The 13,349-nt window shown below is 38.5% G+C and carries 11 protein-coding genes; 3 read left to right on the top strand and 8 right to left on the bottom strand.

All coding sequences use genetic code 11. The features are described from left to right. Nucleotides 1-182: 182 nt before the first annotated feature. The gene (locus CBW18_RS13625; protein WP_088301896.1) at nucleotides 183-1,232 is read right to left on the bottom strand and encodes a TerC/Alx family metal homeostasis membrane protein; all 1,050 of its coding nucleotides are present in this window, start codon (nucleotides 1,230-1,232) and stop codon (nucleotides 183-185) included. Further along, entirely contained in the window at nucleotides 1,232-2,203 is a 972-nt protein-coding gene (locus CBW18_RS13620) for a polyprenyl synthetase family protein (RefSeq protein ID WP_088301895.1), read from the bottom strand. The genes CBW18_RS13625 and CBW18_RS13620 overlap by 1 nt, the downstream gene beginning before the upstream one ends. Nucleotides 2,204-2,494: 291 nt before the next feature. Between CBW18_RS13620 and CBW18_RS13615 the strand changes: the two genes are divergently transcribed. Continuing rightward, nucleotides 2,495-3,526, top strand: a complete 1,032-nt coding sequence (locus CBW18_RS13615; protein WP_088301894.1) for a carboxylesterase — start codon at nucleotides 2,495-2,497, stop codon at nucleotides 3,524-3,526. A gap of 44 nt (nucleotides 3,527-3,570) precedes the next feature. Here the strand turns inward: CBW18_RS13615 and CBW18_RS13610 are convergent, their stop codons facing one another. The 6 genes from CBW18_RS13610 to CBW18_RS13585 all read right to left on the bottom strand — a co-directional run bounded on the left by CBW18_RS13610 (nucleotide 3,571) and on the right by CBW18_RS13585 (nucleotide 12,448). Further along, on the bottom strand, nucleotides 3,571-4,539 hold the full coding sequence (locus tag CBW18_RS13610; RefSeq protein ID WP_088302011.1) for a YpdA family putative bacillithiol disulfide reductase: 969 nt from the start codon (nucleotides 4,537-4,539) through the stop codon (nucleotides 3,571-3,573). Nucleotides 4,540-4,633: 94 nt separating this feature from the next. Beyond that, the gene (locus CBW18_RS13605; protein WP_088301893.1) at nucleotides 4,634-6,049 is read right to left on the bottom strand and encodes a rhodanese-like domain-containing protein; all 1,416 of its coding nucleotides are present in this window, start codon (nucleotides 6,047-6,049) and stop codon (nucleotides 4,634-4,636) included. 207 nt (nucleotides 6,050-6,256) lie between these two features. Next, entirely contained in the window at nucleotides 6,257-7,276 is a 1,020-nt protein-coding gene (locus CBW18_RS13600) for an asparaginase (RefSeq protein ID WP_088301892.1), read from the bottom strand. A gap of 387 nt (nucleotides 7,277-7,663) precedes the next feature. Next, the gene (locus CBW18_RS13595) at nucleotides 7,664-8,431 is read right to left on the bottom strand and encodes a TatD family hydrolase (protein ID WP_088301891.1); all 768 of its coding nucleotides are present in this window, start codon (nucleotides 8,429-8,431) and stop codon (nucleotides 7,664-7,666) included. 29 nt (nucleotides 8,432-8,460) lie between these two features. After that, nucleotides 8,461-11,376 (bottom strand): excinuclease ABC subunit UvrA, encoded by a 2,916-nt coding sequence (uvrA, locus tag CBW18_RS13590; protein ID WP_088301890.1) that lies wholly within the window; start codon nucleotides 11,374-11,376, stop codon nucleotides 8,461-8,463. A 112-nt stretch (nucleotides 11,377-11,488) separates the two neighbouring features. Next, complete coding sequence (locus CBW18_RS13585) at nucleotides 11,489-12,448, bottom strand: hypothetical protein (protein WP_088301889.1); 960 nt, start codon at nucleotides 12,446-12,448, stop codon at nucleotides 11,489-11,491. 195 nt (nucleotides 12,449-12,643) lie between these two features. On the opposite strand from CBW18_RS13585, the gene CBW18_RS13580 reads away from it, so the two are divergent. Together CBW18_RS13580 and CBW18_RS13575 are read left to right on the top strand one after the other, a co-directional pair. Next, a complete protein-coding gene (locus CBW18_RS13580) occupies nucleotides 12,644-12,883 on the top strand; it encodes a hypothetical protein (RefSeq protein WP_088301888.1) in 240 nt (79 codons plus the stop codon). A gap of 2 nt (nucleotides 12,884-12,885) precedes the next feature. Continuing rightward, entirely contained in the window at nucleotides 12,886-13,299 is a 414-nt protein-coding gene (locus CBW18_RS13575) for a PIN domain-containing protein (RefSeq protein WP_088301887.1), read from the top strand. Nucleotides 13,300-13,349: the final 50 nt, after the last annotated feature.

Here is a 13,349-nt window from a genome sequence, read left to right as displayed (position 1 = left end):
TGCTGATTATTCGATGAAAATACAAAAATTACGCTTAGGTATTAAGCTGTAACGTATATTTTGCTTAGCTGGTATCTAAAACGGCTACGGGTAATTTTCAAAAAAAACATATAATACCTTAGAAAAAATAGCCTTAGAACATTAACTTAAATGATCTTAGTTGCCTGAGGTGGTAAATTATATTATTGATGCATCACCTTTTTCGGAAAAACCAATGATGCCACTACACTGATCACCAGAATACTGACAATAATAATTAATGAGTGCTGAGTGGTAAATCCTAACTTCTCCAGGTAAACATGCCCAAGCATTTTCACGCCAATAAAGGCAAGTAACACGGCCAGGCCTGTTTTCAAATAATGGAACTTATGGATAATATTCACCAGTAAAAAGAACATGGAACGCAGCCCCATGATGGCGAATATGTTAGAGAAAAATACAATATAAGGGTCTTTTGTCACCGCAAAAATAGCCGGGATAGAGTCTACGGCAAAAAGTAGATCGGTAAACTCTACAATTAAAAGAACCAGGAAAAGTGGCGTAACCAGTGTTTTGTGGTTGATTTTTACAAAGAAATTTTTTCCTTCGTACTTCGGATGGATAGAGAAGATTTTTGAAGCCCATTTCACTACCGGATGGTTCTCAGGATCAATTTTCTCATCTTCATCCTTACTAAAAAACATTTTGACGCCGGTAAAAACCAGGAAAGCTCCGAAAATATAGAGAATCCAGGCAAACTTCGCGATCAATGCCGCACCTACAAATATAAAGATGAAACGCATGATAATCGCACCCAGGATTCCCCAGAACAACACACGATGATAATACTTTTCTTCCACAGCGAAGGCAGAAAAGATTAAAACAATAACAAAAATATTATCTACAGATAGGGCGTATTCGATTACATAGCCAGTTAAAAACTCTAAACCAAGGTTCTTTTTGTAAACAGATAGGCTTCCTTCAAAATCGTTTGGAATAAGGTTGATATGATGCTGGTGTTTGACAACAATTTCCTTGAGATGCGCAAAATCCTTAATCCCGTGAAGCTGATGGCCTTCTGTCCGTAAAATAAAATAGAAGCCTAGTGCAAGTGCTACCATGATTACGCTCATGATTCCTGCCTGTTTCAAACTCACCACATGTTCTTTACGGCTAAACAGACCTAAATCCAAAGCCAGAATGATCACAATAAACAGCAGGAAACCAATACTGAAAAGTAGCTCGTTACTCATTATTTTTTACGTTCTGTAGTATAAAGGACAAGTTGTTCTAAACCTGTTCTGGCTTCTCCTGCATCAAACTGACGCAGAATATCAAAAGCCTCTTCCTGGTATTGTAACATCTTCTCATTAGCATAATAGACACCTTTATGTCCATTAACAAAATCTATGATTTGTTGAATTTTAGCCGGATCATCCTGATGGTTTTTTACCAAATTGATGATGCGTTTACGTTCAGGTTTTTCAGCACGGTTTAAGGCGTAAATCAGCGGAAGTGTTACCTTTTTCTCCTTAATGTCAATTCCAAGAGGCTTCCCTACGTCATCCGTTCCAAAATCAAAAGTATCATCCTTAATCTGAAATGCAATTCCCACCTTTTCCCCAAATAATCGCATCTTCTCAATAATAGTATCATCAGCACCTGCAGATGCAGCACCTGCAGCGCAGCAGGAAGCGATTAAAGAAGCTGTTTTCTGACGGATCACGTCGAAATATAATTCCTCTGAAATATCCATTCTGCGCACTTTCTCAATCTGCAGCAATTCACCTTCACTCATCTGCTTCACTGCCTCTGATACAATTTGTAACAAACGGTGTTCATTATTGTTTACCGAAAGCAACAACCCTTTAGCCAGTAAAAAATCGCCAACCAATACCGCTATTTTATTTTTCCATAGTGCATTAATAGAGAAAAATCCACGCCGCTCATAGGCATTATCAACCACATCATCGTGTACGAGTGTTGCCGTATGCAACAATTCCACTAATGCAGCCCCACGGTGGGTAGATTCGGTAATGCCACCACATAATTTTGCAGCAAAAAACACGAACATGGGCCGCATTTGTTTGCCTTTTTGTTTCACAATATAGTGGGTAATTCTGTCAAGCAACGGTGCGTCGCTATGCATAGATTCTTTGAACGTCTTTTCAAACGCTTTGATATCTGCTGCTATAGGTTTTTTTATCTGTTCGATTCCCGGCATTAAGTCGAAAAATTTTGATTGCAAACTTAAGCTAATTTCCCATAAAAAAGGAATGTATTATGAAGCATCCTCATCTGTAGAAAAGCAACGGCAGTAATCACCTGCACCTTTCCTCCTGCTTTTGCCTATAGTCCTTCGCCCTCATGCTTCGGGCTGTGGGCTATTTGGCGCAATCAGGTTTAGCGTGAAAGTTGCTGCAGATCAAAGCTTCCCCTCAAAATGAAAAACCAGCTACTGAAAAATTACTTTACTCCGTCAAAAGTTTATTTGTAAAGCTATAATTTAGGCACAATGAAAAAACGTTATAAAGTATTAATCGGTTTTTCGGTATTTATCATTGTCGGGTACTTATTGGGGCCCAGGCCAAAAAAACCGCTGTACAATACTTCATTGCCCGATGTTCCGGATATTAAAAACCTTGAAGATTATGTGGAAGCTATGGAGCATTCAAACAATATTAAGCCCGGAAATGAGGCTGAAATTGTATGGGCTGATACTGCACATAAGCAAACCGAATATGCCGTGATTTACCTGCATGGCTTTTCTGCTTCAAAAATGGAAGGCAACCCCATACATCTCCATCTGGCGAAAAATTTAAGTGCCAATTTATATTTAGCACGTTTGGCCGACCATGGTATTGATACCCCTGCGCCGATGCAGTATTTTACCGCCGACAGGCTTTGGGAAACCAGTAAGCAGGCTTATGCCATCGGTCAGAAATTAGGTAAGAAAGTAATCTTAATCGGAACTTCAACAGGTGGAACAGTAGCCTTAAAACTTGCCGCTACTTATCCTGAAATCAATAGTATAATTCTGCTGTCTCCCAATGTAGCGATAAACGATAAAAACGCCTGGTTGTTAAACGATCCGTGGGGTTTACAAATTGCAAGGCGGGTTTTAGGTAGTGATGAACGCAAAGTGGATGGCAGAACAGATGAATTTAAAAAATACTGGTATACCCATTACAGAATAGAATCTTTAGTGCAGTTACAGGAATTTGTAGAAAGCACCATGAATAAATCCGTTTTTCAAAAAGTGAAGCAACCGGTTTTACTGTTATATTACTATAAAAATGAACTAGAACAAGACCCTGTGGTACGTGTAGATGCCATGCTTAGCATGTTCACAGAATTGGGTACATCAGAAGATTTGAAACGAAAAATTGCCATTCCAAATGCAGGAAATCATGTACTGGGTTCTTATTTAACTTCTCAAGATTTGCCAAGTGTAGCAGTTGCAATCAATAGTTTTATGGGAAGTGTTCTTAAAATCAACTTGCCAAGTTTTAACAGCCCTGTGCTCGAAAAGCCTTTGCCGGTTTAACTTTCCTCGTGCAACATTCCACCAGGACTTTATTAACAGGGAATCTAGTTAACGATATTTTTAATAATCATTTCTGCATGCACCCTGGAGTTCTCTATAAACAACTTGTGTGTATCCAAACCCCCGCAAACAACTCCCGCCAGGTACAAACCTTTCACATTGGTTTCCATCGTTTCTTCGTTGTAAACAGGACAAAGGGTTTCCGGTAGTTCTATGCCAAATTTCCGCAGCATTGAAAAATCAGGCTGATAGCCCGTCATGGCAATCACAAAATCGTTCGGAATGGTTTTAATGCCTTCAGGTGTTTTAATATCTACTTCACCTTCTCTTACTGCAACAAGTTCTGAATTAAAAAGTGCAGTTACCTCTCCTTCTTTTATCCGGTTTTGAATATCCGGACGAACCCAGTATTTTACATGCGGACCAAGATCTCCACTGCGGACAACCATGGTTACGTTTGCTCCTTTCCGGTAAGTTTCCAAAGCGGCATCTACACCCGAATTATTTGCACCAACAACCACAACATTTTGAAACGCATACAAATGCGGATCTTTATAATAATGAGTTACTTTGGGTAAATCTTCACCAGGAATATTCATTAACAAGGGAACATCATAAAAGCCTGTTGCGACAATCACATTACTGGCAGTGTAATTTGATTTAATGGTTTGAATTTCAAATCTCTCCTGATCATTTTTATGAACCTGATTGACCCTTTCAAATAAATGAATATTCAGATTAAACTTTTCAGCAACCCTGCGGTAATACTCAACAGCCTCATTACGGTTTGGTTTCGGGTTGATGGTAACAAAAGGCGCACCTCCTATTTCCAGTTTCTGTGAAGTGGAAAAGAAGGTCATGAAGACCGGGTAATTGAATAAACTATTCACTAACGCACCTTTCTCGATAATGAGATAACTTAAGCCAGCCTGTTTAGCCGCTATTGCGCAGGCCATGCCAATTGGTCCGGCACCGATGATGATGATATCGTAGTGATTTTCTTTTTGAAGCATTTTAAAAATGTTGACCACCTTAGACATTTAAGATCATCTAAGCTTAGCGTGTAAAATAAATGAACAGTGGTAAGATGCTCTTAGGTTGTTCAAACTAACTAACTTTCATGGCCTTGCTTGGACAGGCAAAATCAGTTCTTTTTAAGCCTGTGGTTTTGAGTGCACCATATCCGCCAGCGATGTCAATTACATTTTCAACACCTCTGGATTTTAAAATTGAAGCCGCAATCATGGAGCGATAACCACCAGCGCAATGAATATAATAAGTTGCTTTAGGATCAATTTCGCCCATCCAGTCGTTGATAAAATCCAGCGGACGGCTTAATGTAAATTCCAGGTGTTCTGCTTCATATTCGCCAGGTTTACGAACATCCAATGCTGTAATTTCATTTTCCTGCACAGCTTGTTCAAAAGCTTCTGCAGAAATAGATTCGATACGATCAATTTCTTTACCTGCATCCGTCCAGCGTTCAAAACCACCATCCAGATATCCAATGGTACTGTCATAACCTACCCGGGTTAAGCGCGTAATGCTTTCCTGTTCTTTACCTTCGTCAGTAATTAATAAAATAGGCAGTTGTAAATCAGTAATTAATGCCCCCACCCAAGGTGCAAATTGCCCGTTTAAACCGATGTTGATGGAGTTAGGAATAAAACCTTTGGCAAATAGCTGTGGATCACGCGTATCGAGCATAATTGCACCAGTCTGGTTAACGGTATCTTCAAATGCCTGCGGTGTTAAAGCATTCATTCCCTTTTCATAGACATCATCGATACTTTCCACGCCTCCTTTATTAATGGCTGCGTTTTTAGCAAAATATTGTGGCGGAGGCATGATTCCATCCGTTACTTCTTTTATAAACTGCTCTTTTGTTTGTGCTTTTAAAGCGTAATTAACCTGTTTCTGATGACCCAACGTATCAAAAGTTTCCTTACTCATGCTTTTACCACAAGCTGAACCCGCGCCGTGAGCCGGGTAAACAGTCACATCATCCGAAAGTGGTTTTATTTTCTCATTGAGTGAATCATAAAGCATACCAGCCAGATCCTCCATGGTTAAATTTCCTTTCTGAGCCAGATCAGGTCGACCTACATCACCAATAAAAAGTGTATCACCACTAAAAATACAGTGATCTTTACCATTTTCATCCGTTAATAAATAAGTAGTAGATTCTAAGGTATGGCCAGGGGTATGCAAAGCGGTTATGGTAACATCTCCGATTTGAAATTTTTCTCCATCATGGGCGATGTGCGATTTAAATCCTGTTTTAGCTGTAGGACCGTAAATAATTGTAGCGCCAGATTTTTCGGCAAGGTCTACATGTCCGGAAACAAAGTCTGCATGAAAATGCGTTTCAAAAATATATTTAATGGTTGCGCCGGCTTTTTCAGCTTTTTTCAGATATGTTCCAACTTCCCTTAATGGATCGATGATAGCCGCTTCCCCTTTGCTTTCTATATAGTAAGCAGCTTCGGCTAAACAACCCGTGTATATTTGTTCTATTTTCATTTTTCTGGAGTATCAAATTTGGGTATCAGGTATCAAGAAAACCCCTGAATCAAATATCTTGCCTCAAAAATAGGGCTAAATGTGAATAACTGAAATGATGATGATCATAATTGCAGAAGTTTTACGAATCAGCATTGACAACTTTTATAAACATCATGCATCAAAAAGTTGTCAATACTTAGAGTATCGCTCAGATGTTGACTTATATTAATCTTTAGTCAATTCACCACGAAGCGATTCTTCCATCAATCTACGGCTTTCCACAATGGTTAAACCTAACCCCATTACAAACATCAGTTTGGTAACCGTAGCTTCAAAAGTAAGGTCGTAACCACTTAGAACGCCCATTTTTTGAAGCTCCCGACTTGTTTCATAACGACCGAGGTGTACCGAGCCTTTTTTACACTGAGAAATATCAATAATGATTTTCCCACTCAGGATGGCCTGGCGCAAACTATCTAGAAACCATTGTGCTGTAGTGGTATTACCGGATCCGAAGGTTTCTAAAATAATGGCATCTACTTTCGAATCAGCAATGGCTGAAACGGCCTGTGGTGTAATGCCGGGATAGAGTTTTAAAACCCCGATATTTGAATTAAAATTGGTATGCAAGGTCAATTTACCTTCTGGTGCATTTAATACGTAGTTGGTATGGAACTGAAGATGTACACCTGCTTCTGCTAAAACCGGGTAGTTTGGGGAACGAAAGGCTTCAAATTTTTCACTGTTGTATTTAATAGAACGGTTTCCCCTGAACAGCTGCGCATCAAAATAAATGCAAACTTCTGGGAATAACGACTTGCCGTTTTCTTTGGTGGCAGCAATTTCCAGTGCAGTAATCAAATTCTCTTTTGCATCGGTTCTGATTTCGCCTATCGGTAACTGGGAACCTGTTAGTACCACTGCCTTACCCAGGTTTTCGAGCATAAAACTCAATGCAGACGCTGTAAATGCCATCGTATCTGATCCATGAAGAATCACGAAACCATCATAAAGATCATATTTTTGGTAAACAAGTTCTGCTAACGTCTTCCAGATTTCAGGATCCATATTGGATGAATCCAAAACAGGGTTAAAAGAATGTACGTCTAAATGATAATCCAAACGACTTAATTCGGGAACGTTTTCTTTGATCTGTTCGAAATCGAAAGGAATTAACATCCCATTGCTGGGATCATTTACCATACCAATGGTACCACCGGTATAAATAATCAGGATTTTCGTCATTACTTGGTTTGGTTGCTCTTCACAAAGAAACTAAAAGAATTTTAATTTAAAGGGCTTTTTAATGATAAAAATCAGGAAAAACAACTTAATCGTTTTACTTTATTGCCATTTTAACAATAAGTGTTTCAATAACGTTTATTATGATCATATAGCTTTTAAGGGAGTGCACTGAATAGAATTTATAAATGACAAATGCAAACAAAAAGGGCGTTTTTGCGGGGAGGAACAACGAAGCAATTTTTTATGCGAAAGAGACCTGCTAAAAGGGTGGCTCATCACTTTAAAAATTGTTCGCAGCAATGACAGCACCGCTATTTCTAGGAATTGAAAGTAACTTTCCAGAAACCATAAAAAGATGCTGAATCAAGTTCAGCAGGAGGCCAAATCTTAAACCCCAAAAATTTTCTTTGAATTTTCTGTGGTAATATTTGCAATTTCTTCCACAGAAACGCCATAAATATCAGCCAGTTTTTCAGCAATATAAATCAGATAACTGCTTTCATTCGGTTTACCTCGAAAAGGAACAGGCGCCAGATAAGGTGAGTCGGTTTCCAATACCAGATTTTCCATAGCAATTTCACTCAACACACCATCCAATCCTGCTTTTTTATAAGTGACCACACCACCTATTCCTAAATAAAAGTTCAGATCAATAGCTTGTTTTGCCTGTTCTACATTCCCAGTGAAGCAGTGAAATATGCCCCGCAACTTTTCATCGCGCTCACTTTCCAGCACTTCAAATACTTCGTCAAAAGCTTCTCGACAGTGAATCACAATGGGTAGACCTAAATCTTTCGCCCAAGCAATTTGCTTGCGGAAAGCATCCTGCTGAGATGACAAAGTGGTTTTATCCCAATATAAATCAATTCCGATCTCCCCAATGGCATAGATTTGTCTTCCGGATATACTTTTATAAATTTCATCCAATACAGACAGATAGTCCTCCTTTACATCACAAGGATGTAAGCCTGCCATTGCAAAACAATTTTCCGGATATTTACTCACCAGGTCATCGATCATTGCAATGGATTTAATATCAACATTGGGCAGAAATAACCTGTTCACATCATTTTCAAAACAGCGGTCCATCAACTGCGCTTGCTTTTCGGCATCTTGCTCGTAATATAAATGGGTATGGGTATCAGTAAAATTCATTTTAGTATTCAGTATCAAATCTGGTGGGTTTAATTTTTTTTCTCCGATTTTGTCTTTTTAGGTTTCTTCATTTCTACCGGCTCGACTTCAAACTTATGCCCATCGAATTCCATTTCTTTTTTCAGGAATTTTCCAGTCAAGCTAATCGGATTCTGAATTAATCCTTCCGGCGTACCTTCAAATAAGATTCTTCCGCCGCCTGCTCCACCTTCTTCCCCCAAATCAATCACCCAATCGGCCACTTTAACTACATCCAGATTATGCTCAATCACCAAAATGGTATTTCCTTTTTCCACCAGTTCCTGTAATACACCTAAAAGCACATTAATATCTTCAAAATGCAATCCGGTGGTAGGTTCATCTAAAATATAGAATGTTTTTCCGGTATCTTTTTTTGATAACTCGGTGGCCAGTTTAACCCTTTGTGCTTCCCCACCCGATAAAGTGACTGATGATTGTCCCAAAGTGATGTAGCCTAAACCTACATCTTTCAGGGTTTTTATTTTCCTGTAGATGATCGGAATATTTTCAAAGAAAACGCAGGCATCTTCAATACTCATATCCAGCACATCACTAATCGATTTTCCACGAAAACGAACCTCTAAAGTTTCACGGTTATATCGTTTACCGCCACACTCTTCACATGGCACCTGCACATCAGGTAAGAAATTCATCTCAATCACCTTTAGACCGGCTCCCTGACAGGTTTCACACCTTCCTCCTTTTACATTAAAAGAAAAGCGACCGGGTTTATAACCCCTGATTTTTGCTTCAGGCAATTGCACAAAAAGGTTCCTGATATCTGAGAAAACGCCCGTATAGGTAGAAGGATTGGAACGCGGTGTTCTGCCTATAGGTGCCTGATCTATTTCAATCACCTTATCAATTTCCTTTAACCCTGTGATTTTCTCGTATGGAAGTGGTGTCTTTTTCGCCCTGAAAAAATGATGATTCAGAATCGGGTATAAGGTTTCGGTGATTAAGCTCGATTTTCCTGAACCCGAAACTCCGGTTACGGCAATAAATTTGCCCAGCGGAAAATCAACAGAAACTTCTTTCAAATTATGTCCGGTAGCTTTGGTAATAGATAACTTATGTCCGTTGCCCTTTCTCCGAACCTTTGGCGTCTCAATTTTCTTATCACCATTTAAATACGCTGCAGTTAAGGTGTTAGAATTTAAAATTTGTGCCGCAGTGCCTTCTGCTACTACTGTTCCGCCATGAATACCTGCTCCAGGGCCCACATCAATTACCCAATCAGCTTCGAGAATCATATCTTTATCATGCTCTACCACCAAAACGGTGTTCCCCAGATCTCGAAGGTTTTTTAAGGCATTTATTAAACGCTCATTATCACGCTGGTGCAAACCAATACTGGGCTCATCCAAAATGTACATGACATTCATTAACTGAGAGCCAATTTGCGTAGCTAAACGAATCCGTTGTGCCTCGCCGCCAGAAAGGGTACGGGCTGTTCTATCTAGTGTTAAATAAGTTAAACCCACATCCGTTAAAAAACCAATCCGGGCTCTGATTTCTTTTAAAATTTCTTTTGCGATGATGTTCTGGCGATCGGTAAGACGCTCATCAACATGTTCAAACCACTGGAAGAGGTTATTAATATCCATGGAAGAAAGTTCAAAAATATTCTTACCATCAACTTTGAAGTGCAAACTTTCCTTTTTTAAGCGGGCGCCATGGCATTCCGGACAGGTTTTTAACTTGCGGAAAGCATCCATATCATCAGATGCAGACTCGCTTCGCTTTTCGTTCTGCTCTTCCAGCATTTTAATGATGCCATCGAAAGTAATGTTATAGTTTTGAACGTTCCATTTATTGTATTCCACTTCTACCTTAATCAGATCTGGCGATCCGTTTAAAATAATATTGATAACTTCATCACTCAATTTTTCTATCGGCGTAGATAAAGAGAAGCTGTATTTTTTGGCCAGTGATTTCAATACCTGAAACATCCAGATATCCCGATATTCGCCTAACGGCGCCAGGCCACCATTCAGAATGCTCAGCTTAGGATTTGGCATCACTGATTCCTTATCCACCACAAAAATATAACCTAAACCATCACAACGGTCGCAGGCTCCATAAGGTGAATTAAACGAGAAGCTATTCGGTTGCGGTTCATCATAAGAAATCCCCGTAGTTGGACACATCAGAAACTTACTAAAGTGGGCAACATGATTATCCTTATCAGTAATTTTAATCACACCTTTACCCATTTTCATGGCCGTTTGCACAGAATCCAACAAACGCTTTTTATCTTTATCATCAACAATCAGGCGATCAATCACCACTTCAATATCATGGATTTTATAACGATCAACCTGCATTTTGGCCGTAATGTCTTTGATTTCTCCATCTACACGAACCTTTACATAGCCTTGCTTACGGATTTGCTCAAAAAGCTCCCGGTAATGTCCCTTCCTGCCTTTTACTACCGGCGCCAGGATATTTACGGCCATACCGTCGAACTTATTAAAAATGTTCTGCAGAATCTGATCTTCACTCATCCGCTCCATCTTCTCCCCGGTATTGTATGAAAAAGCATCCGCCACACGGGCATATAGCAAACGCATGAAGTCATAAATTTCCGTAATGGTACCAACAGTTGAACGTGGGTTTTTACTGGTTGTTTTTTGTTCAATGGCAATCACCGGACTTAAACCCGAAACCTTATCCACATCCGGGCGCTCCATCCCACCCATAAACTGGCGGCTGTAAGCACTAAATGTTTCCATATAGCGGCGCTGGCCTTCAGCATAAATGGTATCGAAGGCCAGAGAAGATTTACCGCTGCCACTTAAACCAGTGATTACCACCAATTGGTTCCGTGGGAAACTAACATCTATATTTTTTAAATTATGTACCCTCGCACCGTATACTTCTACATCTTTTTGCTCGCCAAGGTCGATAGATTTATTGCTCATATTTTATTTAAAAGTTGAGGAAAAATTCAGCTTATAAAATAGCCAGATTTCAATCCGCAAAAATGCTAAAAATTTTATCAAAATGAAAGTGTAACTCAAACTGTATTAAGGATTAATTGTCATAATGCTTGCTTCTATTCCGAAGGAAACCAGATGATAAACCAAAACGCAGATAACCATAATGATCCTGAAAATAGATGTTATAATTATCTTCACCATAATAGCCAACTGCAGCCATTAGGAAGACGTTATTCATAAATGGAAGACTATAATTAAAATTAATTTCGGCATTTAACCGCTTTTGAAGATTCGCTAAATTCTTTGCAGGGATTTTATTCACGGCATAGGAAACCTCAGCATTTAAACGCCAGGTTTCTTTCTCGGTTTTAACTTTCGGTTTATTTCTCGCATGTCTTTCGATCAGTCCATATTTTCGCCAGGAGAAATTGTATAAGATTCTCGTAAATCCAAAGCCCAGATTCAAAGCAGGTTCATACCTGAAAAACTTATACCACTGTAAACCTACCCGATGATTAAAGGAATAATAACTTTCATCTGCATCTGTTTCCGTTAAATGTCCGAAACGATAAGATGCCGTTAAATAATTGGCATTAAAATTCCCCGTTAACGTATTTACTGAGCCATTGGTATTCAAAGCATCCTGATCCTGGCCATTAGAATGATGGGTAAAAGCAAGTTCTCCATATTGATAATTTTCCGGGCTGGCATTTAGCCTTGCATATAAGGCACCACCAAGGCGATAACTCGGCGTGCGTACGCCCGCAGAAAACTCATTTCTGACCCGAACCGTAAAATCTGGAATGATGGCGAAGGCTATGGGTGATTTATAACTTCCAACCAACATATAGGTAGTGGTCAACCTCCCATTAATGACATATTTTGATGGCGCTCCCAATTCTCCGGCCGGAGCAGTATAAGAGAAATCAGCATTTTCTTTGTAAAGATTGATATATTCTTTATTGGCAGACTCTTTTCTAATGATAAGGGAATCTTGCGCAAGGAGATGAAAACACAGAAAAGAAAAAACAAACGTTAATAAAGTTTTCATCATACCATATAAACGTTAGTGAATGATTGATGGTTTTGTAATTTTAATTCTCCTTAAAAGAATTTTTTTCAATGAGTTTTATATTTACTTTCCTTCTTACTATTAATTACAACTCGATCTTCTAACACTAGACTTACTGAAAAATCATGAGCTTAAAAAATATTTTTTTTATGTAGATTTGAAGTAAAGCATCAAAAAATGACACATGCCGAAAAACATATCATTAAAACATATTCACAAATTTTTGAACGTCTAAGTGCTATTAGTAAACTCGAGTTATTGGAGAATCTCGCAAAATCAATAAGAAAAGACACAAAAGGTAATGAAGAAGATTTCTTTAATTCATTTGGAGCGTTTGCTTCCAAAAAGTCTGCTGAAGAAATAATTGAAGAAATTAAGGACAGTAGAAAGTTTAAAGCTAAAGACTTGAATTTTTAAATATGCAATATTTACTTGATACAAACATTTGCATATTTTTCTTACGTGGCAAACTAAATCTTGACGAAATAATACGAGAAAAAGGAATAGAAAATTGTTTTATATCCGAAATTACCATCTTTGAATTGAGATTCGGAGCCGAAAATAGTGATAACCCAAAAAAATCTCATGAGGCTGTAGATAAATTTGTTAAAGGACTAAAGGTAATTCCAATTTTAGGTTCAATCAAAAAATATGCTGAAACTAAAGTCTATCTAAGGAAGTCTGGAACTCCAATGCATGATGAATTTGATTTAATAATAGGGGTAACAGCTATTACTAATAAGTTAACATTAGTAACTGACAATATCAAAGATTTCAAGTATATTAAAGATTTAAATATTGTAAATTGGTTCGTAAGAAATAATATAACTTAAATAATCCCATCATAAATGCTTCTGCTCAAAAAATTGAGTTAAATGTAATG

This window comes from Pedobacter sp. AJM (assembly GCF_002197755.1).
Classification (GTDB): Bacteria; Bacteroidota; Bacteroidia; order Sphingobacteriales; family Sphingobacteriaceae; genus Pedobacter.
The sequence above is the reverse complement of the archived record's forward strand: the minus strand, read 5'-3'. Positions and strand labels throughout refer to the sequence as shown.

Excerpts from the sequence above, each read along its gene's own strand:
- CBW18_RS13615 (WP_088301894.1), top strand. The coding sequence starts at position 2,495 with ATGAAAAAACGTTATAAAGTATTAATCGGTTTTTCGGTATTTATCATT.
- CBW18_RS13580 (WP_088301888.1), top strand. The coding sequence starts at position 12,644 with ATGACACATGCCGAAAAACATATCATTAAAACATATTCACAAATTTTT.
- CBW18_RS13585 (WP_088301889.1), bottom strand. The coding sequence starts at position 12,448 with ATGATGAAAACTTTATTAACGTTTGTTTTTTCTTTTCTGTGTTTTCAT.
- CBW18_RS13620 (WP_088301895.1), bottom strand. The coding sequence starts at position 2,203 with ATGCCGGGAATCGAACAGATAAAAAAACCTATAGCAGCAGATATCAAA.
- uvrA (WP_088301890.1), bottom strand. The coding sequence starts at position 11,376 with ATGAGCAATAAATCTATCGACCTTGGCGAGCAAAAAGATGTAGAAGTA.
- CBW18_RS13610 (WP_088302011.1), bottom strand. The coding sequence starts at position 4,539 with ATGCTTCAAAAAGAAAATCACTACGATATCATCATCATCGGTGCCGGA.
- CBW18_RS13600 (WP_088301892.1), bottom strand. The coding sequence starts at position 7,276 with ATGACGAAAATCCTGATTATTTATACCGGTGGTACCATTGGTATGGTA.
- CBW18_RS13595 (WP_088301891.1), bottom strand. The coding sequence starts at position 8,431 with ATGAATTTTACTGATACCCATACCCATTTATATTACGAGCAAGATGCC.
- CBW18_RS13575 (WP_088301887.1), top strand. The coding sequence starts at position 12,886 with ATGCAATATTTACTTGATACAAACATTTGCATATTTTTCTTACGTGGC.
- CBW18_RS13605 (WP_088301893.1), bottom strand. The coding sequence starts at position 6,049 with ATGAAAATAGAACAAATATACACGGGTTGTTTAGCCGAAGCTGCTTAC.
- CBW18_RS13625 (WP_088301896.1), bottom strand. The coding sequence starts at position 1,232 with ATGAGTAACGAGCTACTTTTCAGTATTGGTTTCCTGCTGTTTATTGTG.